Source organism: Brachybacterium sp. GU-2, from assembly GCF_030866705.2.
GTDB lineage: Bacteria > Actinomycetota > Actinomycetes > Actinomycetales > Dermabacteraceae > Brachybacterium > Brachybacterium conglomeratum.
On sequence record NZ_CP133037.2, the window covers coordinates 1,321,398 to 1,340,480 of the forward strand.

The window sequence follows — 19,083 nt, forward strand, 5'->3', positions numbered from 1 at the left end:
ACCTCCCGGCCCGGGACCCGACACCCCTCCGGAGCAGCTCCACGGTGACCACCTCCCGTCCGCGTCGGCCACGGCCGCAGGTCGAGCTCGCCCGACCCCGGCTGAGCATCCTGCACGTCCTGAACCGGGTGCGGATGCGGCTGCTGGACATCCAGGTGTGGGACGTGGCCGGGACGATGACGTTCTACCTGCTGCTGTCGCTGTTCCCGGGCGCGGTGGCCGTCGTGTCGATGATGTCGCTGATCGGGATCGAGACGGAGACGCTCTCCGCGCTCTCCGGGCTGATCACCGAGATCTTCCCGACCCTGGATCCGCGTCCCTATCTCGGGGCGATCCAGGCCGTCTCCAGCACCAGCGGCGGCCTGCTGGGCCTGCTGCTGGGCACGCTCGGCTCGCTGGTCTCCGCGTCCAACGGCGTCGCCGCCTTCCACCGCGCGCTGCACAGGGTCTACGACACCCGCGAGGGGCGACCCTTCCTGTGGTTCCGCACGATCGTGTTCGGCGAGACGGTGCTCATCACCGCGGTGGTGCTGCTCGCGATCGGCATGATCATCCTGGGCGGCGAGGCGAGCCAGCGCATCGGCGAGTTCATCGGCATCCCCATGATCGCCTTCCACGCCTGGAACATCGTGAAGTGGCCGGTACTGCTGGTCATCCTGATCATCGGGGTGTCGCTGGCCTACTACCTGTTCCCCAACGTGCGACTGCCCCGCTACCGGCTGATGACGCTGGGCTCGACCCTCAGCGTGCTCACCCTGTTCGGGACCGCGCTGTTGGCCGGGCAGCTGCTCGTCTACGCGACCCGCTTCGCGGAGGTCCTCACCGTCCTCAACGGCCTGATCGCGATCCTGCTGCTGATGTGGATCGCGAACATCGTGGTGATCACCGGCGCGGCGCTGGACGCCGAGTTCCTGCGCGCCCGTCAGCTCGCCACCGGCCTGGAGGCATGGCACAAGCTCGAGCTCGCGCCGCATGCGACCCACACCCTGGACTTCCTCGCCCGTGACGCCGACGAGGCCGAGGAGCTGGGCCGCGCGGTCGCCGAGTCCGTCCGCAGCGGGGAGCCCCTGCGGCGGGAGCGGGGCGCCTGGATCGTCGAGTCGACCAACCCTCTCGCGGTGAACCCGCCGCGCCGACACCGGGTCACCAGCGACCCCCTCCCCGAGGAGAGCACCGATACGGGGCCCTCCGCCGACCCGTCGAGCCAAGGAGGCTCCCCCGCATGACCGTCCGCCCGATCACCATCGCCGGCCACCGCGCGCTCTCGCAGCGCACCCGCCGCGTCCGAGAGGTCACCGACGAGCTGCGCACGCTCGTCGCGGACATGTTCGAGACGATGGACGCGGCAGGCGGCGTCGGCCTCGCCGCACCGCAGGTGGGCTCCCGCTGGCGGCTGTTCGTGTACTCCTGCCCCGACGTGAGCGACACGCTGCGACGCGGGGTGGTGCTCAACCCGGTCCTCGAGCGCTTCGGCGGGATCACCTTGGACGAGGAGACCCTCGAGGGATGCCTCTCCGTGCCGGGCGAGGGGTTCCCCACCGCACGGCACCGCGGCGCCCGGGTGACGGGCACGGATCTCGACGGGGCCGAGGTCGTGCTGGAGGACGAGGGCGGAGTGCTCGCCCGCGCGCTCCAGCACGAGGTCGACCATCTCGAGGGGTCCCTCTATCTCGACCGGCTCACCCCGGCGAGGAAGCGGGAGGCGCTGGACGCGGTGCGCGACCGGGGCTGGCGCGCGGGCGGCATCCTCACCTGGGACCCGAGCGAGATGGAGGCCGCGGAGGTCTGAGCCGCGGGCGCGGCGGCGACGCTGTGCATGCCCCGGCGCGCCCCGGGAGGATCGTGGGACGATCACGACGCGGTCGCGGCGGTCACACCCGCTGCCCGCCGCGCCCCGACGCCCGGCGCCCCTGGCTATCCTGGCGGCATGGAACGCCCCTGCCTCTCCCGCCGCCACGCCCTCCTGCTGCCCGCCTCCGCGGCCGGTCTCGGAGGCCTCGCGGCCTGCGCTCCGGAGGACCAGGGCTTCGGCACGGCCGAGCCGCTGCGCGCGGAGGGGGGCTCGGTCCCGCTGGCGGACGTGCCCGAGAACGCCTCGACGCTCGTGAACTTCGGCGGCCAGCAGCCCTTCGTGCTCCTGGTCCGCGGGACCGGGGAGGACGTCTCCGCCTACTCCGGCTACTGCACCCACAACGGCTGCGCCCTCCGCCAGCAGGAGACCGAGCTGGACTGCCCCTGCCACGGCTCGCGCTTCGACGCGACCAGCGGCGAGGTGCTCGTCGGCCCCGCGACCCGTCACCTGCCGAGCGTGGAGATCGTCGTCGAAGGCGATCAGATCCGTCGCGCGTCCTGAGGCAGCCGTGACCCCGCCCACCACTCCCCCGCCCTTGCATCCCGCCCGACGTGATGCGGGCACCACCCGCCGCGACGTCGTCTCCTTCGTGCGCCGCGGCGAACGGCTGACGCCCTCGCGCCGCGACTCCTGGGACCGGCTCTCCCCCGAGTACGTGCTGGACCCGCCGCGCGGCGAGCGCGACACGCTCCCGGCCGACGGGGCCCGGATGGATCTCGAGGAGGTCTTCGGCCGCCGCGCGGAGCTGGTCGTCGAGGTCGGCAGCGGCCTGGGCGAGAACATCGTCGCGGCCGCGACCGCGCATCCCGAGCGCGACCACCTGGGCGTCGAGGTGTACCTCCCCGGACTGGCCCAGACGCTCAGCCGCGTCGAGAAGGCGGAGCACCCCCGGAACCTGCGCCTGCTGCCCCTGGACGCGCAGAGGGCGCTGCCCGCGATGCTGCCCGAGGCCTCGATCTCCGAGCTGTGGGTGTACTTCGCCGATCCGTGGCCGAAGGCCAGGCACCACAAGCGGCGCCTGATCAACCCGCCCTTCCTCGATGCGGTGCTGCCGCTGCTCGCCCCCGGCGGGCACCTGCGCCTGGCCACCGACTGGGCGCAGTACGCCCACCACATGCGCCGCCAGCTCGATGCCAGGCCCGAACTGGAGCTCGTGCATCCGGACGGCCCGCGCCCCGAGGGGGTGAGCTCCGACGCCGTCCCCGAGGGCATGGCGAGAACCGGCTGGGCACCGCGGTACGGAGGTCGTGTGAAGACCAGCTTCGAGTCCAAGGGGATGCAGGCCGGACGCCTAATATGGGATCTCGCCTACCGCAGGCTGTGACCGCCCCGGCGGCACCGGACGAGGGGACCGATCCATGAACCGCAACGACGACGTCGAGCTGCCCGCCGACTGGGACGACGACTCGGACGCCGGCACGGAACGCCGACGAGGCCGCCGCGCGGCGCTCATCGCGTTCGGCCTCGTGGCCGTGCTGGTGATCGGCGTCGGCATCGTGGTCGGCAGCTATCTCAACGGGCTGCGCAGCTCCTACGAGAAGCGCTCCGTCGTGGACATCACCCGCGCCGAGGGCGAGCGCCCCGAGGCGGAGGAGGGCACCGGGCGGAACATCCTCCTGCTCGGCTCGGACAAGCGCTCCGAGGAGGCCGCGGCCGCGGAGGGCGTCACCGGCCAGCGCTCGGACGTGATGATGCTCGTGCACATCGCCGACGACGGCGAGAGCGTGTACATCACCTCGTTCCCCCGCGACCTCTACATCGACATCCCCGGCCACGGCAAGGACCGCATCAACGCGGCCCTCGCCTTCGGCGGCCCCTCCCTGGCGGTGACGACGGTGGAGGACTACACCGGAGTGCCGATCGACCATGTGGCCCTGATCGACTTCGAGGGCATCGAGGGGCTCGTGGACACGCTCGGCGGAGTCGACGTGCAGGTCCCGAGGGACTTCGAGGCGGACGGCATCGAGTACACCGCCGGCACGCAGTCGATGGACGGCCGCGAGGCGCTGGTCTTCGTGCGCCAGCGCAAGCAGTTCGCCGACGGCGACTTCCAGCGCAACCGCAACCAGCAGGCGGTCCTCAAGGGCATCGCCGACAAGCTCATCAGCGCCGACACCCTCACCGATCCGCGCAAGCTCGCCGACACGATCGAGGAGGTCTCCCCGTACCTGACCACCGACGAGGGCCTCACCGCCGGCGAGATGACGAAGCTCGGGCTGTCGCTCCGCTCGATCCGAGGGGACGACCTCTACTTCCTCTCCGTCCCCCACGGGGGCCCCACCACGACCAGCGGCGGCGCGAGCGTGGTGGCGACCGACGAGGAGGCGATGGACGTGCTGCGCGAGGCACTGCGCACGGACGACATGGGAACCTATTACGCTCAGTACGCCGGGGCCTACTGAGCCCCTTCGCAGGAGAGAACCCGCGAACCCGACGCCTGGAGGAAACCGTGGCCAATCCGCTCGTGAGCATCATCGTCCCCGTCGCGGGGATCATCGCCGCCTCCGTCGGCAAGAAGGCGGCCGAGACCGGCTGGGGAGTCGTGTTCGGCGAGGACGCCCCGACCACCAAGTCCCTAAAGGCCGCCAAGAAGGACGTCGCCGCGCGGCGCAAGCAGGCGAAGAAGGACGGCGCCTCGAAGGCGGAGATCCAGGCGATCAGGGATCCCGACGACGACCAGCCGGTCTGGAAGCTGATGTTGTGGACGCTGGTCTCCGGCGTGCTGCTGCAGGGCCTGCGGACGGCGGCCCGGCGCGGGGCGAAGGCGGGCGCGGAGCGGCTGACCACCAGGCGGCCCCGCCCGAATCGCGGCTGACCCGACCGGCCGACCGCCTGTCGGCCTGACGCCGAAGGGGCGCCCCGCAGACTCTGCGGGGCGCCCCTTCGGCGTGCTCGGACCCGTCGGGCTCGAGCTCCGTAGTGCGCGTACTACGTCACGCTCGGCCGTCGGCGGACCCGTCGGGCCCGGGAGCGGCCCGACCGTAGCTCCGGGGCCCGGCTCAGAACTCCGGGACGTCGACGCCCTCGGAGAGGGTGTCCATCGCGTCGCCGGTGACGAGGAACCCGACGCGGCGCACGAGTGAGACCGCGTGATCGCCTATCCGCTCGTAGAAGCGGATCAGCAGCGTCATGTCGATGACCTGGCCGGCGGTGAAGGTGCCGGGCGCGGCCGAGGAGATCTCGCGGGAGACCTGGAGCATGAGCTCGTCCAGCTCCTCGTCGCCCTTCTCGACCTCGGCGGCCTGGGCGAGGTCGCGGTGGGCGATCACCTCGGAGGCCCCCTTGAGGGATTCCAGGCCCACCTCGGACATCCGCGCGATCTTCTCGCGGAACTGCTCGGGGACCGCGGCCTCCGGGTGCGTGCGGCGCGCGATCAGCGCGATGTGCGCGGCGAGGTCGCCCATGCGTTCGAGGGAGGAGCTCATGCGCAGGGTGGCGACCAGGAGGCGCAGGTCCGTGGCGACCGGGGCCTGTCGGGCGAGGAGCTCGACGGCCTTCGCGTCGAGCTCGAGGTGACGGTCGTCGATGTGGGGGTCGGCGGTGATGACCCGCTCGGCGAGGGCCAGGTCGCCCTCGAGAAGGGCCCTGGTCGCGTCTGCCAGGGCCGTGCTCACCAGCTCGGCCATGTCCAGCAGGTCGTCGACGATGTGCCGCAGATCGCTCTGGTAGGCCTCGCGCATGTTCTCGCTCCTCTGTCTGATGGGGACTTCTCCCCGATCCTCGCAATGCCGGATGAACGTGCATCGCCGTTGGGTGAACTCGAAGCGTAGTCCCCGTGAACTCCTCCCCTCGTTCGTCCCGCCCTGCGACAGGTGGCGGGAGCGCGGAACGCACGGGGCCTAGGCTGTGCTGGTGCCCCAGTCTGCCCTGCTCCTGCTCGCCGCGGCGATCGGACTCGTGATCGGAGTCGTCGCCACGTCGGCGCTGCGCCGCTCCGAGAGCCGCCGCGCCGAGCAGCCGGCGGCGCGGGACGAGGTGGTCCCCGAGGCCGCCGCGGAGGTGCTCGCGATCCTCTCCTCCGCCTACGTGGTGCTGGACTCCGTCGGCGACGTCCTGCGCGCCTCCCCCATGGCGTACTCCTACGGGATCGTGCGCGCCGCCGAGGGGGACTACCCGCGCCTGGCGAGCACGCAGCTGATGGAGCTCGCGTCGGACGTAGGCCGCAACGGCGGGTTCCGCGACGAGCGCCTGACGGTGCGCCGCTCCGCCCAGGGCGACACCGACGCGGTGATCGACGTGAGGATCGGTGCGCTCGGCGAGCACGGCGTGCTGCTGCTGGCCGACGACCTCACTCGTGCGGTGCGGGTGGAGGAGACGCGGCGCGACTTCGTCGCGAACGTGTCCCACGAGCTGAAGACCCCCGTCGGCGCGATCACGCTGCTCGCCGAGACGATGGAGGACGCCGCGGAGGATCCCGACGCGGTGCGCCGCTTCGCCGAGCGGATGCAGACGGAGACCCGCCGCCTCTCCCACCTGGTGCAGGAGATCATCGAACTCTCGCGCGTGCAGGGCAGCTCCGCCCTCACCGACGCCGAGCCGGTCGAGGTCGACGAGGTGGTCGAGGAGGCGGTGGCGCTGAACCGCAACTTCGCGCTCGGCTCGGACATCGAGGTCGCCGTCGGCGGCAGCAGCGGGCTGCGCGTCTTCGGCTCCTCCTCGATGCTGACCACGGCGCTGTCCAACCTGATCTCCAACGCGATCGCCTACTCCGACCCTCGCACCCGGGTCGGGATCTCGGTGCGGCGAGACGGCGGCATGGTCGAGGTGTCCGTGAAGGACCAGGGCATCGGCATCGCGAAGGACCACCTCGAGCGGGTCTTCGAGCGGTTCTTCCGCGTGGACCGGGCCCGCTCGCGCAGCACCGGCGGCTCCGGCCTGGGCCTCGCGATCGTCAAGCACATCGCGACCGACCACGGCGGCGAGGTGACCGCCTGGTCGATGAAGGGCCAGGGATCGACCTTCACCCTCAGACTGCCGGAGATGGGCCGCACCGAGACGATCACCGTCGGCTCCCGCACGCTCGAGGTCTCCGCGAACCCGCGCGCGACCGCCTCGACCGACGCTCCCGGCGACGATCGCCCCCGACCCTCCGACCGACCCTCTGGAAAGGGAAGTTGAGATGACACGCATCCTGATCGTGGAGGACGAGGAATCGTTCTCGGACCCGCTCTCCTACTCGCTGCGGAAGGAGGGCTACGAGGTCGCCGTCGCGGACACCGGCACCGACGGCCTGCGCATCTTCTCCGCCCACGGCGCGGACCTGGTGCTCCTGGACCTCATGCTCCCGGGGATGAGCGGCACCGAGGTGTGCCGGGAGATCCGCCGCACCTCCTCGGTCCCGGTCATCATGCTCACCGCGAAGGACGACGAGTTCGACAAGGTGCTGGGCCTCGAGCTGGGCGCCGACGACTACGTCACCAAGCCCTACTCCTCCCGCGAGCTGCTCGCCCGGATCAAGGCCGTGCTGCGGCGCGGCCAGGACACGGCCGAGGCGGAGGAGGACACGACCCTCACCGCGGGCGGCATCATGATGGACGTCGAGCGTCACGTGGTGCAGGTGCACGGCACCGAGGTCGCCCTCCCGCTGAAGGAGTTCGAGCTGCTGGAGATGCTGCTGCGCAACGTCGACCGGGTGCTCACCCGCGGCCAGCTCATCGACCGCGTCTGGGGCGCGAACTACGTCGGCGACACCAAGACCCTCGACGTCCACGTCAAGCGCCTGCGCGCGAAGATCGAGGAGGACCCGAAGAACCCCGTCCACCTCGTGACCGTGCGCGGGCTGGGCTACAAGTTCGAGTCCGGGGCCTGAGCGAGGGCCGGCGACGTCCCGGAACACGCGAGCGCCCCGCAGCCAGGCTGCGGGGCGCTCGTCGTCCAGGGGGCTCGCGCGGAGCCGGCTCAGCCGGCGGCGGGCTCGCTCTCCCCGTAGTGGCTGAGGGTGGTCTCGAGCGTGGGCAGCGAGACCGTGGTGGAGAGGTCCCCGGAGCTCACCTCGAGATCGAGGATCGTCCCCGGGAGCACGTCGAGCGCGCCGATCTGCACGGCCTGCTGGCCCTCCTCGGGGCCGAGCTCGACCGTGCCCTGCGCCGGGACCTGCACGCGCGTGGAGAACACGGCAGCACCCTCGTCCTGGCCCTCGAGCTCGACGACGAGGTCCTCGTCGGAGTAGTTCACGACGGTCGCGGAGAAGGTCGCGGTCCCGGTCTCGTCCATCACCAGCACGGCGTTGCGCACGCCGACGTGGAAGGCGCCGTCCACCTCGAGGTTCGCGTTGGTGCCGTCGCCCGCCTGGTAGAACTCGTGGGTCTGCACCGGGCTCATGAAGGTGCAGCCGGACGCCGCGAGGGCAAGGCCCAGGGCGGCGACGGAGAGTGCGAGACGGCGGGGACGGCGCACGGAGGACTCCTGTTCGATGCCGCGGAGCGGCGGGGACGATCGGGGACAGCCCTCACAGGGTACCCCACCGCGGCACCTCGGACGGACCGCACCGCAGGTCCGGCGACGGGCTCCTCGGCGCTCGCCGCGCCGCGCCGGAGGCTGCGGGCCGCCCGGTGACTCTCCCGCTCAGCACCGCTTTCCGCACCGGCGACGAGAGCGGGTCGGCGCTGGTCGGCGGGCATTTCACCATCCGACCCGGATGGTAGGATGAGCGACGGAAAGGGGACCCACCACATGAACTTCGCTGTCGGCGAGACCGTCGTCTACCCGCACCACGGTGCCGCGCTCATCGAGGAGGTCAAGACCCGCACCATCAAGGGCGAGGACCGCACCTACCTCAAGCTCAAGGTCGCCCAGGGCGATCTCACGATCGAGGTCCCCGCCGACAACGTCGACCTCGTCGGCGTCCGCGACGTCGTGGACAAGGAGGGCCTCGACGAGGTCTTCGAGGTGCTCCGCCAGCCGTACACGGAGGAGCCGACGAACTGGTCCCGCCGCTACAAGGCCAACGTCGAGAAGCTCGCCTCGGGCAACGTCAAGAAGGTCGCCGAGGTCGTACGCGATCTGTGGCGCCGCGACCAGGACCGCGGCCTGTCCGCCGGGGAGAAGCGGATGTTGGCCAAGGCGCGCCAGATCCTCGTCTCCGAGCTCGCCCTCGCCGAGAAGACCGATGAGGCCGAGGCCGAGACCATCCTCGACGAGGTCCTCGCCTCCTGAGCGCCCCGGTGACGTCCTCGTCCGCCCCGGGGCGGGTCCGACCGCTCGTGCTCGCCCTGGCGCCGCCCGCGCCGGGGATCTCGCACGACGCCGAGACGCCGTCCCTCGAGACGCTCGGCGGCTCGCGCCTGATCGAGCGGCTCCTGGGCACCCTCCATGCGCTGGGCGTGCCCGCCCCGGTCGTCGTCGCCCGCTCCGAGGCGGCGGGACACCTGCGGTCGCTGCTCGACCCGCGCCTGACGGTCCTCGCGGCCGATGGGGACCGCCGACGGGCGCTGCGCGCCGCGCTCGAGGTCTGCGACGACCCGCTCCTGCTCGTCCACGACGCCGAGCGCGCCCTGACCCCGCAGGCCGTGGTCGCCGAGGTGCTCGCCTCCTTGCACGGAGGCCTGGACGCGGTGGTGCCGGTGGTCGCGATGACCGACTCGGTCAAGGAGGTGCTGCCGGGCGGGCTGCGCAACGTGGACCGCTCCACCCTCGCCGGCCTCCAGAGCCCCCGCCTGCTGCGGCGCGAGGTGCTCGAGACGGCCCTCGACCCGGCTCAGACCCGCGCGGAGCAGGCACCTCCGGGCGGGCGCTTCGACGAGATCCACGCCGCCCTGGCCGCCGGCGCCCGGGTGGGGACCGTCCAGGGATCGCACTCGGGCTTCGCGGTGCTGGACCGGCTCACCCTGTGGCAGGCGCAGATCTCGCTGGGCCTGGCCAGGGACACCTCGCACCGGCGGGGGCTGGCCCGCCGCGGCTGAGCTCAGCCGTCCTGGCGGTTGCGCCAGACGGTGCGGAACTCCTGCGCCATCCGCAGCGGTTTGGACAGCGTGCGCTCGGGGAGGCTGGTCGCGAGCTCGCCCGGGTCGCGGCGCAGCCGCCGCATGAGCCGGCGCGGCTTGCTGGAGATGCGCTGACGCAGGTCGGGGAGGTAGTCCTCCGAGACGTCCAGCCGGGTCACCGCGCCGCAGCCGGTGCAGCGGATCTGGGACACGAAGCGCCCGGCATAGACCACCTCGTGCTCCGCGTCCTGCTCGCACGCGGTGCACCGCAGGAAGCTCTCCTCGACGCTCATCGTCTCCTCCTCACGAAGACCTCAAACCTAGCGCGCTGACCACGTCCTGGGCCAGGAGGAGGTCCTGGGCGTAGGTGATCTTGAAGTTGGTCTCCTCGCCGCGCACCCAGGTGACCCGGATGTCGGTGTACTCCTCGGCGCAGGAGGCGGTGTCGGTGCCGACGAAGCCGTCGCGCGCGGCCGCCTCGTAGGCGTCCAGGATGGTCGCGGCGCGGAAGCCCTGCGGGGTCTGCACGCGCACGAGAGGTCCGGCGCCCGCCTCCCCCGCACCGGCGCGCTGCTCCCCCGGGCCGGCGAGCCGCTCACCCGGCGCGACCGGGGCGATGTCCACGGCCGGGATCCCGGGGACCGCGCCGCCGTGCTCGCGCGCGGCGTGCAGCACCGCGGAGGCCAGTCCGTGGGAGACCAGCGGGCGGGCCGCGTCGTGGATCAGCACGGTGTCCACCGCGCCGCTGTCGATCCGGTCGGCGAGATGGCGCAGGGCCGCCAGCTCGGACTCCTGGCGGGTGTCCCCGCCGGGGATGATCTCCAGCGGCACATCGGTCTCGCGCGCCTCCACGAAGCGGGCGTGCTCGAGGTCCTCGGGGCGGACCACGAACACGAGGATCCCCACCCCCTCGACGCTGGCGAGGGTGTTCAGACCCCAGGCGGCGATGCTCCGCCCGGACAGCTGCAGGAAGGCCTTGTTGATGCCCGCCCCGACCCGGGTGCCGGAGCCTCCGGCGAGCACGACGCCCGCAGCCCGTCCGACGGGACGGGCCGGGCGCGAGCGGCGGGGCTGGGTCACGCAGGCATCGTAGTCGGTGGTGGGGCGCGGACCGTGCGGGGCGGGACCTCCGCCTGCCCGGCGCGGACCGGACGTGACAGAATCGATCCCGTCGGCGGACCGTCGGCGCCTTCGTCGCGCCCCGGGACGCCCGCCCCCACTTCCCCTGCACCAGGAGTTCGAATGCTCACCATCGCCATCGTGTGCGGCGCCGGGATCGCGACCTCCGCGCTGGTCGCCGAGCAGGTGCGCGAGCACATCGCCGCCCGCGGCCGCCGCGTCACCGTCGTGCAGGCCACGGTGATGGACCTGCTCTCCTCGGACTTCCACGCGGACCTCGTGGTCTCCACCGTGGACCTGCCCGATGCCCTCGGCATCCCGCGCGTCTCCGCGATGCCCCTCCTGCTGGGCACGAACCCGAAGGTCACCTTCGACGACATCGACCGCCTGCTGGAGCGCATCGACCCGGACGGGGCCCGATGACGGCCGCAGCGCCCAGGATCGGCATCGGCGTGGACGTGCACGCCGCCGCACCCGAGGACTCCCCGCGCGATCTGTGGATCGCGGGCCTGCGCTGGGAGGGCCAGCGGGCTCTGGAGGGGCACTCCGACGCCGACGTCGCCTGCCATGCCGCCTGCGACGCCCTGTTCTCCGCCGCCGGGATCGGCGACCTCGGCACGCACTTCGGCGTCGGCCGCCCCGAGTGGGAGGGCGCCTCGGGCTCCCGACTGCTCGGGGAGGCCGCGCGCCTGGTCCGCGAGGCCGGCTACGAGATCGGGAACATCTCGGTGCAGGTGATCGGGAACTGGCCGCGGCTGTCCCGCCGCCGCGAGGAGGCCTGCGCGGCGATGACCGCCGCCGCCGGCGCCCCGGTCGCCGTCTCCGGCACCACCACCGACGCGCTCGGGCTGACCGGCCGGGGCGAGGGCCTGGCCGCGATGGCGACCGCGCTGCTCGTGCCCGCGGACGGCGCCTCCGGGACCGGCCGCGCACCCGAGCAGACCCGCCCCGAGGAGGACGGAGCATGACCACCGCCTCCCGCTCCGAACAGTCCCCGCTGCCCGTCCGCGCCCCGGACGTCGAGCAGGCCGCGGAGCGCCTGGGCACGACGGTGCGCCGCACCCCGCTCGAGCACAGCGAGCGCCTGAGCGCCCTGGCCGGGGCGGACGTCTGGCTCAAGCGCGAGGACCTCCAGCCCGTGCGCTCCTACAAGCTGCGCGGCGCCCACCTCTTCCTCGACTCCCTCGACGCCGACCAGCGCGAGGCGGGCGTGGTCGCGGCGAGCGCGGGCAACCACGCCCAGGGCGTGGCCCAGGCCTGCCGCACCCTCGGGGTGTCCGGCCGGATCTACGTCCCCAGCACCACACCGCGACAGAAGCGCGAGCGGATCACCTCGATCGGCGGGGACCTGGTCGAGCTGGTGCTGATCGGGGACACCTTCGACGACGCCGCGGAGGCCGCGGCCGACGACGCCGAGCGCACCGGCGCGGTGCAGGTCCCTCCCTTCGACCACCCCACGATCATGGCCGGCCAGGGCACCGTCGCGCTCGAGGCCGCCGAGCAGCTGCGCGAGGAGCACGGCCGGGAGCTGGGCACGATGGTGCTGCCCGTCGGCGGCGGGGGGCTGCTGGGCGGCTGCGGCGCCTGGCTGCGGGAGCGCTGCCCTTCCACCCGGATCGTCGGCGTCGAGCCCGCCGGCGCGGTCTCGATGGCCGCGGCGGTGCGTGCGGGTCGACCGGTCGCGCTCCACGAGATGGACCGATTCGTCGATGGCGCGGCGGTGCGCCGCGTGGGCGCGGGCCCGCTGCGGATGGTGCAGGCGATCGCTCCCGAGCTGATCGCGGTGGACGAGGGCGCGGTGTGCACCCAGATGCTCGAGCTGTACCAGGTCGAGGGGATCATCGCCGAGCCGGCCGGGGCGCTCGCCGCGACCGCGGTGGCGACCGGCGTGATCGAGGGCCTGGCCCGCGCCGGGGAGGACGGCGGGGACGTGGTCGTTGTCGTCTCCGGCGGCAACAACGACGTCTCCCGCTATACCGAGGTGGTCGAGCGGTCCCTCGTCCACGAGGGGCTCAAGCACTACTTCCTGGTGACCTTCCCGCAGGAGCCGGGCGCGCTGCGCCGCTTCCTGGACCGGGTGCTGGGTCCGCACGACGACATCGTGCTGTTCGACTACATCAAGCGCAACAACCGCGAGGAGGGCCCGGCGCTGGTGGGCCTCGAGATCGGGCACCGCGAGGACCTCGAGCCGCTGATGGCGCGCATGGCGGCCTCGAACATGGAGATCGAGCGGATCGACCCGCACGACCCGATCTACCGCTATCTCACCTGAGCGACCGCTCTCTTCCCTGAGCGGGAGCGCTCCCGGCAGCGGCGGGAGCACGCCCGGGACTCCCCACGCAGAGTCCCACGCAGAACGGCGCCCCTGCTCCTCGTGGAGCAGGGGCGCCGTGGCATCAGGCGGCAGGTGGTCTCAGGCCTCGGGATACGCCTCGACGTCGCGCGTGATCCCCGCCGAGCGGGCCTCGACCGCGGAGCGCACGATGTCGTCCAGGCCGTGCTCGGACTTCCATCCGAGGGTCTTCGCGATGCGGTCGGCGGAGCAGATGAGCCGCGCGGGGTCGCCCGCGCGGCGCTCCCCGATCTCGGGGGTGATCTCGATGCCCTTCGCGCGGGCGATCGCCTCGATCACCTCGAGCACGCTCGAGCCCTCGCCGGTGCCGACGTTGAAGGTGCGGTGGGGCCGCTCCTCGCCGCGCAGGTAGTCCAGCGCCGCGATGTGGGCGTGGGCGAGGTCGAGCACGTGCACGTAATCGCGGATGCAGGTGCCGTCGGGCGTGTCGTAGTCGTCGCCGAAGACGATCGGGGCCTTCCCCTGCTCGAGACGGTCCAGCACGATCGGGACCAGGTTCATCACGGCCGTGTCCGCGAGCTCGGGCCAGCCGGCCCCGGCGACGTTGAAGTAGCGCAGGGCGACGGTGCGCATGCCGTGGGCGCGCTCGGCATCGGCCAGCATCCACTCCCCCACGTACTTGGTCGCGCCGTAGGGGTTGATCGGCTGCGGGGCGAGGTCCTCGGTGACCAGGTCCACGTCCGGCACGCCGTAGACGGCGGCGGAGGAGGAGAAGACCACGTCCCGCACCCCGGCGCTCGCACAGGCCGCGAGCACGTTGGCCAGGCCCGCGATGTTGTCGTGCCAGTACATCTCCGGGTTCTCGACGGACTCCCCGACCTGCTTGTGGGCGGCGAAGTGGATCACCGAGTCCGCGCCGGAGGCGCGCAGGTGGAAGGCGAGCTTCTCGCGCGCATCGGGCAGGGTGACGTCGAGCTCGATGAGCTCGGCCCCCTCCGTCCGGCTGCGCAGGCCGGTCGAGAGGTCATCGACCACGACCACCTGCTGCCCCTGCTCCAGGAGGAGTCGCACCACGTGCGACCCGATGTATCCGGCACCACCGATCACGAGAGTCGTCATGGTCCGAAGCCTACCGGCCGCCGCCGCGCGCCCCGACCTCCCCACGCCCGGCGGGCCTGCGGGCGGCGGCCGACCGGGCAGGCCGCTGCGGGCGCGGCGGGGCGACCGCTCGGGAGGCTCCGCCCGGCCACCCGGCGTCGGTCAGCTCCAGGAGCTGGCGACCGGACGGCCCTCGGCATAGCCGGCGGCGCTCTGCAGCCCGATCACGGCCCGCTCGCGGAACTCCTCGGTGCTGGCCGCGCCCGCGTAGGTGAAGGAGGAGCGCACCCCGGCGGTGATCTCGTCGAGGAGGTCCTCGACGCCGCCGCGGCCGTCGGCGAGGTACATCCGGGAGGTGGAGATGCCCTCCTCGAACAGGCCCTTGCGGGCCCGGGCGAAGGCGTCCTCGTGGGCGGTGCGGTGGGAGACGGCCCGCTTGGAGGCCATGCCGAAGGACTCCTTGTAGCGTCGGCCGGACTCGTCGGTGCGCATCTGCCCGGGCGACTCGTAGGTGCCCGCGAACCAGGAGCCGATCATCACGTTGGAGGCGCCGGCGGCGAGCGCGAGGGCGACGTCGCGGGGATGGCGCACGCCGCCGTCGGCCCAGACGCTGCCACCCAGGCGGCGGGCCTCGGACGCGCACTCGAGCACGGCGGAGAACTGGGGGCGGCCGACGCCGGTCATCATGCGGGTGGTGCACATGGCGCCCGGGCCCACGCCGACCTTGACGATGTCGGCGCCGGCCTCGATCAGCTCGCGGGTGCCCTCGGCGGTGACGATGTTGCCCGCGGCCAGGCGCACGGCCGTCCCCTCGCGGGGGCCGAGCTCCGTCCGTGCGGTGCGGATCGCCTCGATCATCTTGTCCTGGTGGCCGTGGGCGGTGTCCAGCACGATCACGTCCGCGCCGACGTCGACGAGGTCGCGGACCCGGCCCGCGACGTCGGCGTTGATCCCGACGGCGACAGCGATGCGCAGGCGGCCCTCGGCGTCGGTGGCCGGGTGGTAGATGGTCGAGCGCAGCACGCCGGTGGCGGTGAGCACTCCGCGCAGCACGCCCTCCGCGTCGACGACCACGGCGGCGTCGTGGTGGGTCGCGGCGATGCGGGCGTGCAGGCGCGAGGGCTCGACCTCGAGGTCCTCGGGGGTCAGGATCGGCACGTCGGTGCTGAGCTCGTCGCCGACCTGGGCGAAGGAGTCCCGCCCGGCGATCTCCTCGGCGGAGATGGTGCCGAGGGCGCGGCGGTCCTCGTCGATCACGACGACGATGCCGTGGGGGCGCTTGGGCAGCAGGTCCGCGGCCTGGCCGAGGGTGCCGTCGACGGTCAGGGTGAGCGGGTGGTCCACGAGCAGGTCCCGGGACTTCACGGAGCGGACGATCGAGTCGATGCGCTCGGGGGCGAGGTCCTGGGGAAGGACGGCGAGGCCGCCGCGGCGCGCCATGACCTCCGCCATGCGACGTCCTGTGACAGCGGTCATGTTCGCGGCGATCAGCGGGATCGTGGTGCCGGTGCCGTCGTCGCTGCCGAGGTCTACGTCGAAGCGGGAGGTGATCGCGGAACGACCGGGCAGGAAGAAGCAGTCGTCGTAGGTCAGGTCGGTCGTCGGGGTATGGGCCAGGCGCATGGGCACCATGCTACGCACGGTGCGCGAGAGCGGTCCCGTGCGGTGCTCGGGAGCGGACCTCCACGAGGTCCACACAGCGATCTGCGCGTCCTGTCGCGGGCATATCCCTAGGATGTGGCGTATGACGGACCCCTTCTCGGCCCCGCGCCGCAGCCGCCGTCGGTCCGGACGGCACAGGCAGCAACCGGTCCGACGCTCGGAATCCACGCCGCTCCCCAAGGAGCAGGCTCGACGGAACCGTGACGCGGCCTTCGGCGCCCCGAACCCCAAGCGCATCTGGATCGACGCTGCGGCGACGCCCGCCCCCGCGCCCTCGGCACCTGAGGCGCCGGCCGACGAGCCGACCGCAGACGACCGACCTGCCGACGCGCGCCCCTCGGACACCGTGCCCGCCGGCACCCCACGAGTCGACCAGCGCTCCGCCGAGCCGCGGGAGGCCGACGCCCGGACCGACGAGGCGCGTCCGGCGGAGGCCCCCGCACCCCGTGCCACGACTCCTTCGAGCTCCTCGCGCACTGTCCGAGGCGCACGGTCCGCGTCGCGGGCGTCCTCGGCCTCGACCGGCTCCCTGCCGCACACCGCCGAGCGCCGCTCCTTCCCGGGCGCCGCACCTCGCTCGGACGAGCCTGCCGCGGCGGCCTCTGCGACCAACGGCGTCACGCCGTCCTCCTCGGGAGCGGAACAGACCGGTGCGTCCGCGCCGCGGGGGCCCGAGCGGGCCGTCCCGCGCCGGCCCCGTGGACGGCGCGCCGCCTTCCCACTCGAGCAGCTCGAGACCTCCGCCGACGGCGGCCCGGGCGCGTCGGCACCGTCCCCGTCCCCGCGCGGACGGCGTGCAGCGGGCGTCCCGACCCCGGCCGACGGGGCGACGCCGGCGAGCGCCACCCCCTCCGGGAGCGGCTCCGCCGCTGCCCCCTCGGGCACCGCATCCGCCCCGAGCACCGCAGCCGGCTCCGGCACCGCGGCGGCCGCGGGCACCGCGGCGGCGGACAGCGCCTCGGCGGCGGACAGCGCCTCGGCGGCGGACAGCGCCTCGGCGGCGGGCTCTGCGACCTCCTCCCCGCAGGACGCCTGGATCACGTCCGACCAGACGCCCCCGCCGGCCGAGGCGCCTCTAGCCCCCGGTCACGAGGTCGCCCCCGTCGTCCCCTCCCCCACGGAGCCCGAGGACGATGCGGAGCACGCCTCCCCCCACGACGAGGAGAACGCCCTCGCGCACGACCGCGCCGCACCGTGGGACGAGGACCGCGAGGAGGACCGGGACCGTCCGGTCGCCGTCGCCGCGGCCGCTCTCGGGGCAGGAGCCGGGGCCACCGCCCCGAGCACCGGCACCGCAGCCTCCGGCGCCGCGAGCACCGGTGACGTCGGCGGCGGCGCGAGCCGCGAGAGCGGCGGCCAGGGCGCCGGTCGGGGCGGAGAGGCCTCGGGCGGAGGCCGCAGCGGTTCCGGCGGCTCCGGCGACTCGCGCTCCGGCGGGGACCGTCCCTCGTCGGACGACGGCTCCCTCGCAAAGGTCGCCGGCTGGACCGTGCTGACCTCCGCGCTGCCCGGCTCCGGCCTCGTCACCACGCGGATGCGACAGATCGGCGTGATCATGCTCGCCGTGCTCCTCCTCGCGGTCGCGACGATCGCGGCGGTCCTCGTGATCGGCGACCCGCTGCGGATCGCGGCGACCCTGGGCACCCACCGCGGGGTGCTGATCGGCGCGCTCCTCGTGGTGGTGGTCGTCGGCCTCGTGTGGTGCCTGCAGATCGTGCTGGCGAACCTCGCCCAGACCACCAAGGAACGGCTCGAGGGCGCGAAGCGCTATCTCGCCCTCGCCCTGGCGGCCGTGATGGTCATCGCGGTCGCGGTGCCCTTCGGCCGCGGCGTGCAGTCCCTCTGGGCGCTGCAGGGCCTGTTCGGCTCCACGAGCGTCTTCGGCGGCGACGGCGAAGGGCTCGCCGAGGGCCCGGACCCGTGGGCGGACACCCCGCGCCTGAACATCATGCTCCTGGGCCAGGACGCCGGCGCCGACCGCACCGGCACCCGGCCGGACACCATCATGGTCGCCTCGATCGACACGAAGACCGGCCAGACCGCCCTGTTCTCCATCCCCCGCAACCTCGAGAACGTCGAGTTCCCCGAGGGGACGGTCGCCGCGGAGGAGTTCCCCGACGGCTTCGACTACTACGGGAAGAACGAGAACCTCATCAACGCCGTGTGGGCGTGGGCCGAGGAGAACAAGGACCTGTTCCCGGGCGATCCCGAGCCGGGCCTGACCGCGACCCGCTGGGCCGTCGAGGAGACCCTCGGGATCTCCACCGACTACTACGCGATGGTGAACCTCAAGGGCTTCGAGGACCTCGTCAACGCCCTGGGGGGCGTGGACCTCGTCGTCGAGCGGCGGATCCCGATCGGCGGCGGCGCGAGCGAGGTCGAGGGCTACATCGAGCCCGGCGAGCAGAAGCTCGACGGCTACCACGCGCTGTGGTACGCCCGCTCCCGCGAGGGCTCCGACGACTTCAACCGCATGTGCCGCCAGCAGCGCATCGTGCGCGCCGTGAGCGAGGAGGCGGACCCCACCTCCCTCGCGCTGTCCATCCCGCGCCTGGTGACCGCGACCGAGGAGAACATCCAGACCGACATCCCCGTGGGCAACGTCGACGCCTTCGTGGAGCTCGCTCTGCGCATCAAGGACGGCGGCTTCACCTCCTACCCGATCACGCAGGACGTCACCTTCTCCGGGAACCCGGACTGGGAGTACCTCGAGGAGTGGACGGATGCCTCGATCAAGGACTCGATGAAGAACGACCCGCCGGAGTCCGTGGAGGGCGAGACCGAGCCCGGCTCGACCGAGCCCGCGGAGACCGGCGCCCCGCCGGAGGAGGACACCGCCACCACCGAGGAGCCGACCGCCGAGGCGACCACCACGGAGGAGGAGACCACCACCGAGGAATCCACCACCGAGGAGGAGTCCTCGAGCGCGACGACCTCGGCGCCCACCGAGGAGGCCACCCCGACGGACGCGCCGGAGATCGAGCAGGACCCGCTGAAATCCTGCCTGCCGGGCGCGGAGGGCTGAGGACCTCCCTCGACGCGGGGAGCCGGGGGCGGCCCGGGGCAGATGCCCCGGCCGCCCCCGTTCAGTGTGCCGGGAGACCGACGGTGGTCGGTCCGCGAGCCGGATCAGTCCG

Annotated in this window: 20 protein-coding genes; 14 read left to right on the top strand and 6 right to left on the bottom strand. The window is 73.1% G+C overall.

Annotated features, from left to right (window positions below; translation table 11 throughout):
- Nucleotides 1–44: 44 nt before the first annotated feature.
- From RBL05_RS06075 to RBL05_RS06100, 6 genes are all read left to right on the top strand, one after another.
- Nucleotides 45–1,226: a YihY/virulence factor BrkB family protein gene (locus RBL05_RS06075; protein WP_308740247.1), complete on the top strand. Its 1,182-nt coding sequence runs from the start codon at nt 45–47 to the stop codon at nt 1,224–1,226.
- Nucleotides 1,223–1,789, top strand: a complete 567-nt coding sequence (gene def / locus RBL05_RS06080; RefSeq protein WP_010551269.1) for a peptide deformylase — start codon at nt 1,223–1,225, stop codon at nt 1,787–1,789. The genes RBL05_RS06075 and def overlap by 4 nt, the downstream gene beginning before the upstream one ends.
- Nucleotides 1,790–1,927: 138 nt before the next feature.
- Nucleotides 1,928–2,353: a ubiquinol-cytochrome c reductase iron-sulfur subunit gene (locus RBL05_RS06085; RefSeq protein WP_308740246.1), complete on the top strand. Its 426-nt coding sequence runs from the start codon at nt 1,928–1,930 to the stop codon at nt 2,351–2,353.
- A gap of 7 nt (nt 2,354–2,360) precedes the next feature.
- Entirely contained in the window at nt 2,361–3,176 is an 816-nt protein-coding gene (gene trmB, locus RBL05_RS06090; protein ID WP_308740245.1) for a tRNA (guanosine(46)-N7)-methyltransferase TrmB, read from the top strand.
- Between the two features lie 34 nt (nt 3,177–3,210).
- A complete protein-coding gene (locus RBL05_RS06095; protein ID WP_308740244.1) occupies nt 3,211–4,254 on the top strand; it encodes an LCP family protein in 1,044 nt (347 codons plus the stop codon).
- Between the two features lie 47 nt (nt 4,255–4,301).
- Nucleotides 4,302–4,667, top strand: coding sequence for a DUF4235 domain-containing protein (locus RBL05_RS06100; protein ID WP_308740243.1), 366 nt, complete (start codon nt 4,302–4,304; stop codon nt 4,665–4,667).
- Between the two features lie 184 nt (nt 4,668–4,851).
- Here RBL05_RS06100 and phoU read toward each other — a convergent pair whose 3' ends face one another.
- Nucleotides 4,852–5,532: a phosphate signaling complex protein PhoU gene (phoU, locus tag RBL05_RS06105; RefSeq protein ID WP_318604158.1), complete on the bottom strand. Its 681-nt coding sequence runs from the start codon at nt 5,530–5,532 to the stop codon at nt 4,852–4,854.
- Between the two features lie 172 nt (nt 5,533–5,704).
- On the opposite strand from phoU, the gene RBL05_RS06110 reads away from it, so the two are divergent.
- Nucleotides 5,705–6,970 carry a sensor histidine kinase gene (locus RBL05_RS06110; RefSeq protein WP_308740242.1) on the top strand — a complete coding sequence of 422 codons (1,266 nt, stop codon included), beginning with the start codon at nt 5,705–5,707 and terminating at the stop codon, nt 6,968–6,970.
- Between the two features lies 1 nt (nt 6,971).
- Complete coding sequence (locus RBL05_RS06115; protein WP_259813394.1) at nt 6,972–7,661, top strand: response regulator transcription factor; 690 nt, start codon at nt 6,972–6,974, stop codon at nt 7,659–7,661.
- Nucleotides 7,662–7,750: 89 nt separating this feature from the next.
- Here the strand turns inward: RBL05_RS06115 and RBL05_RS06120 are convergent, their stop codons facing one another.
- Nucleotides 7,751–8,248, bottom strand: a complete 498-nt coding sequence (locus tag RBL05_RS06120) for a hypothetical protein (protein WP_308740241.1) — start codon at nt 8,246–8,248, stop codon at nt 7,751–7,753.
- A 276-nt stretch (nt 8,249–8,524) separates the two neighbouring features.
- On the opposite strand from RBL05_RS06120, the gene RBL05_RS06125 reads away from it, so the two are divergent.
- Both RBL05_RS06125 and RBL05_RS06130 read left to right on the top strand, forming a co-directional pair.
- The gene (locus tag RBL05_RS06125) at nt 8,525–9,007 is read left to right on the top strand and encodes a CarD family transcriptional regulator (protein WP_010551260.1); all 483 of its coding nucleotides are present in this window, start codon (nt 8,525–8,527) and stop codon (nt 9,005–9,007) included.
- A gap of 8 nt (nt 9,008–9,015) precedes the next feature.
- On the top strand, nt 9,016–9,753 hold the full coding sequence (locus RBL05_RS06130; RefSeq protein WP_263310603.1) for an IspD/TarI family cytidylyltransferase: 738 nt from the start codon (nt 9,016–9,018) through the stop codon (nt 9,751–9,753).
- A 2-nt stretch (nt 9,754–9,755) separates the two neighbouring features.
- Here RBL05_RS06130 and RBL05_RS06135 read toward each other — a convergent pair whose 3' ends face one another.
- Both RBL05_RS06135 and RBL05_RS06140 read right to left on the bottom strand, forming a co-directional pair.
- Nucleotides 9,756–10,067: a hypothetical protein gene (locus RBL05_RS06135; RefSeq protein WP_263310602.1), complete on the bottom strand. Its 312-nt coding sequence runs from the start codon at nt 10,065–10,067 to the stop codon at nt 9,756–9,758.
- A gap of 10 nt (nt 10,068–10,077) precedes the next feature.
- Entirely contained in the window at nt 10,078–10,854 is a 777-nt protein-coding gene (locus tag RBL05_RS06140; protein ID WP_263310601.1) for an IspD/TarI family cytidylyltransferase, read from the bottom strand.
- Between the two features lie 162 nt (nt 10,855–11,016).
- On the opposite strand from RBL05_RS06140, the gene RBL05_RS06145 reads away from it, so the two are divergent.
- From RBL05_RS06145 to ilvA, 3 genes are read left to right on the top strand one after another with little or no spacing between them, the layout of a single operon-like run.
- Nucleotides 11,017–11,316, top strand: coding sequence for a PTS sugar transporter subunit IIB (locus tag RBL05_RS06145; RefSeq protein ID WP_263310600.1), 300 nt, complete (start codon nt 11,017–11,019; stop codon nt 11,314–11,316).
- Nucleotides 11,313–11,861, top strand: coding sequence for a 2-C-methyl-D-erythritol 2,4-cyclodiphosphate synthase (gene ispF, locus RBL05_RS06150; protein WP_263310599.1), 549 nt, complete (start codon nt 11,313–11,315; stop codon nt 11,859–11,861). Before RBL05_RS06145 ends, ispF begins: the two co-directional genes overlap by 4 nt.
- On the top strand, nt 11,858–13,165 hold the full coding sequence (gene ilvA, locus RBL05_RS06155) for a threonine ammonia-lyase IlvA (RefSeq protein WP_263310598.1): 1,308 nt from the start codon (nt 11,858–11,860) through the stop codon (nt 13,163–13,165). The genes ispF and ilvA overlap by 4 nt, the downstream gene beginning before the upstream one ends.
- A 141-nt stretch (nt 13,166–13,306) precedes the next feature.
- Here ilvA and galE read toward each other — a convergent pair whose 3' ends face one another.
- Entirely contained in the window at nt 13,307–14,305 is a 999-nt protein-coding gene (gene galE / locus RBL05_RS06160) for a UDP-glucose 4-epimerase GalE (RefSeq protein WP_263310597.1), read from the bottom strand.
- Nucleotides 14,306–14,446: 141 nt separating this feature from the next.
- A complete protein-coding gene (locus RBL05_RS06165; RefSeq protein WP_263310596.1) occupies nt 14,447–15,907 on the bottom strand; it encodes a GuaB1 family IMP dehydrogenase-related protein in 1,461 nt (486 codons plus the stop codon).
- Between the two features lie 1,528 nt (nt 15,908–17,435).
- Between RBL05_RS06165 and RBL05_RS06170 the strand changes: the two genes are divergently transcribed.
- On the top strand, nt 17,436–18,971 hold the full coding sequence (locus RBL05_RS06170) for an LCP family protein (RefSeq protein ID WP_318604160.1): 1,536 nt from the start codon (nt 17,436–17,438) through the stop codon (nt 18,969–18,971).
- The last annotated feature ends 112 nt before the right edge of the window (nt 18,972–19,083 follow it).

Excerpts from the sequence above, each read along its gene's own strand:
- def (WP_010551269.1), top strand. The coding sequence starts at position 1,223 with ATGACCGTCCGCCCGATCACCATCGCCGGCCACCGCGCGCTCTCGCAG.
- ilvA (WP_263310598.1), top strand. The coding sequence starts at position 11,858 with ATGACCACCGCCTCCCGCTCCGAACAGTCCCCGCTGCCCGTCCGCGCC.
- RBL05_RS06085 (WP_308740246.1), top strand. The coding sequence starts at position 1,928 with ATGGAACGCCCCTGCCTCTCCCGCCGCCACGCCCTCCTGCTGCCCGCC.
- RBL05_RS06145 (WP_263310600.1), top strand. The coding sequence starts at position 11,017 with ATGCTCACCATCGCCATCGTGTGCGGCGCCGGGATCGCGACCTCCGCG.
- ispF (WP_263310599.1), top strand. The coding sequence starts at position 11,313 with ATGACGGCCGCAGCGCCCAGGATCGGCATCGGCGTGGACGTGCACGCC.
- RBL05_RS06095 (WP_308740244.1), top strand. The coding sequence starts at position 3,211 with ATGAACCGCAACGACGACGTCGAGCTGCCCGCCGACTGGGACGACGAC.
- phoU (WP_318604158.1), bottom strand. The coding sequence starts at position 5,532 with ATGCGCGAGGCCTACCAGAGCGATCTGCGGCACATCGTCGACGACCTG.
- RBL05_RS06115 (WP_259813394.1), top strand. The coding sequence starts at position 6,972 with ATGACACGCATCCTGATCGTGGAGGACGAGGAATCGTTCTCGGACCCG.
- RBL05_RS06125 (WP_010551260.1), top strand. The coding sequence starts at position 8,525 with ATGAACTTCGCTGTCGGCGAGACCGTCGTCTACCCGCACCACGGTGCC.
- RBL05_RS06135 (WP_263310602.1), bottom strand. The coding sequence starts at position 10,067 with ATGAGCGTCGAGGAGAGCTTCCTGCGGTGCACCGCGTGCGAGCAGGAC.
- RBL05_RS06165 (WP_263310596.1), bottom strand. The coding sequence starts at position 15,907 with ATGCGCCTGGCCCATACCCCGACGACCGACCTGACCTACGACGACTGC.
- galE (WP_263310597.1), bottom strand. The coding sequence starts at position 14,305 with ATGACGACTCTCGTGATCGGTGGTGCCGGATACATCGGGTCGCACGTG.